Annotated in this window: 3 protein-coding genes and 1 pseudogene; all 4 read left to right on the plus strand. The window is 54.0% G+C overall.

Features of this window, described 5'->3' with window-relative positions; translation table 11 throughout:
* The first annotated feature begins 156 nt into the window (after positions 1 to 156).
* Positions 157 to 645 (plus strand): STY4534 family ICE replication protein, encoded by a 489-nt coding sequence (locus HMPREF2924_RS02935; protein WP_023094856.1) that lies wholly within the window; start codon positions 157 to 159, stop codon positions 643 to 645.
* Between the two features lie 137 nt (positions 646 to 782).
* A complete protein-coding gene (locus HMPREF2924_RS35775; RefSeq protein WP_003134147.1) occupies positions 783 to 941 on the plus strand; it encodes a hypothetical protein in 159 nt (52 codons plus the stop codon).
* Between the two features lie 73 nt (positions 942 to 1,014).
* On the plus strand, positions 1,015 to 1,212 hold the full coding sequence (locus tag HMPREF2924_RS33815) for a hypothetical protein (RefSeq protein ID WP_083325371.1): 198 nt from the start codon (positions 1,015 to 1,017) through the stop codon (positions 1,210 to 1,212).
* Positions 1,213 to 1,696: 484 nt separating this feature from the next.
* Positions 1,697 to 2,085, plus strand: a pseudogene (locus tag HMPREF2924_RS33825) (ABC transporter substrate-binding protein); the annotation flags it as partial.

Below are 2,085 nucleotides of genomic sequence, written 5' to 3' on the forward strand. Positions count from 1 at the left end.
ATCGCACCAGCTTCCGGTAGCGCGATCAATCAGCCCACAGGTTGATGGAAGCCCTCTCCCTCTGCTTTACCTCCCAATACCGACCCATGCGGGGAATACTTTTCCCTGACGGGCAAGGTGTTTCTCCGCTTTCGCTTACGAAACTGGAGAACCATCATGAGCAACAACACCCAAGCCCAAGAAGCCAAATATTTCGACCTGCACACCACCGGTATCGGCTACCTCAATCGCATCCGCGAGGTACCGATCCGCCGAGGTGAACCATTCCTCGCCGTAACCGTCGCAGCCCTCCATGGCGCGGCAGACAGCGTGGAATACTCCTACATCGACTGCAAAGTGGTCGGCGCCCAGGCTGAAAAGCTTGTCCGCCGTTGCAAGGAAGCAGTCGAGGCCAAGAAGAAGGTTCTGATTTCCTTCCGTATCGGCGATATCTGGGCGGATCCCTTCATCCACCAGAAAGGCGAGAAACAAGGTAAGCCCGACGCAAGCCTCAAAGGCCGGCTGCTCTTCATCTCCTGGATCAAAGTGGATGGCACCACCGTCTACGATGCGAAGGAAGAAGCTGAAAAAGCCCAGCAAGGCCAAGGCGAACCTCAAGGTGAGCCCGCAGCCCCCGCTGATCACGCTGAACCAGCTGCTGCTTGAGCACGGCTTGATCGAATACCGGCCCTCATCCCGAGGGCCTTTCACTACCTACGCTATGCGCCACTCTTCATCGCATACCCACCCGGGGGGCACCATCTCCCCCAGGGCGTGGTGTTCTCCATTATCTGGAGATCATCATGAGCAATATCCAAATCGTAGATCTGCCCGCCCTGCCGGAAGTAGAGGAAGTTTGCCTCTCCGACGTCGAGGACGAGTTGCTGCTTAGCAGTCATTTCTGCAACTTCGCCTGGCTGCTCCTGGCCAGCAACAATGCCCAGGTATCTGCCTTGGCCTAACCGCCAGACATTTCCCATTTAGGGGACCTCAGTCCCCTTGGGACTGGTGTTTCCTACCGAAAGGAGAATCACCATGCAATACGGAAAGCGGGCACTCGCCCATCTTCGTCTCGAACTGCCGCTGCAGGTTCTTATGTCTAACGCCGGCTTTTATATCGGCGCCCTTGATGAAGAAGGGCCAGCCTCGCGCGAGTCGGTTGAATATTACCCATCACGCGAACTTGCCCAACAGGCATTAGACAACGGCACTTGGACGCAACGGGAATATTAAGCTTCACCCTTTTGCCCATGTGCATCTTCTAATTCAACCCAGACGGGGTCATCACCCCTGTTGGGAGGTGACCTCTCCGATTTAATTACGAATTGGAACTCACCATGAACACATACCCAGAAAGGCTCCCAGCTCTACTCAACATCGGAGTACATGCTGCACAAAGCAGGTTCGAGTACATTCTGTGCAAAGGCTTGGTTGATGAGTTTGGCGATGCCGGACTCAGTATCGAGCTCTATGTAATTCAAGATGCAATCGAAGCTTTGGCGCAGGCCGACTGTGAGCATGGTTGCGACTCGAGCACATCACCGGTACTTCAATACTATGGCCTGGTAGAGCGATACCAGAAGGCTCGGCGTAAAGAAGAACACCTATCGCGTTAACTACAACAACTCGACATCACCTGGGCGCTTCGGCGCCCCTTACTCACCTGGAGGTCCATAGCCTCCAAGGGCATGGGCTTCCCGGCAACCGGAGATACCCCATGACTCAACTCAATCCGTTTATTCGCGGCTATGAGAGTTTCCGCATCGAGCGAAACCTGCAGATCACTGACGAAGGCGATAATCTACCGTGCTACCGCGCTCTGCATGAAACCCAGCAGCACCTCCCAGATGAATATTTTCAGTGCGAGCTGTGCTACTTCAATGGCGATTTCGCCGTGGTAACCCAAGACTTAGACGATGAAAGAGTTGAAAAATGCCCTCACCAAGGAATAGTGAGAAACGTACTTTACAGCATCTACGGTGAGCAGGACGGCAGAAAAAAGCTTATCGGAGATCAATACTCACTGACCGAAGCCGAGAGTGTCGTTCGATACCTTTCGTTCGGCGGCGGTTATAACCGCTGCTGGGAGATCAGAAAAACACATCT

It is taken from the genome of Pseudomonas sp. HMSC063H08, from assembly GCF_001813645.1.
Classification (GTDB): domain Bacteria; phylum Pseudomonadota; class Gammaproteobacteria; order Pseudomonadales; family Pseudomonadaceae; genus Pseudomonas; species Pseudomonas aeruginosa.

Coding starts and splice junctions, on each gene's coding strand:
- HMPREF2924_RS02935 (WP_023094856.1), top strand. CDS start 157: ATGAGCAACAACACCCAAGCCCAAGAAGCCAAATATTTCGACCTGCAC.
- HMPREF2924_RS35775 (WP_003134147.1), top strand. CDS start 783: ATGAGCAATATCCAAATCGTAGATCTGCCCGCCCTGCCGGAAGTAGAG.
- HMPREF2924_RS33815 (WP_083325371.1), top strand. CDS start 1,015: ATGCAATACGGAAAGCGGGCACTCGCCCATCTTCGTCTCGAACTGCCG.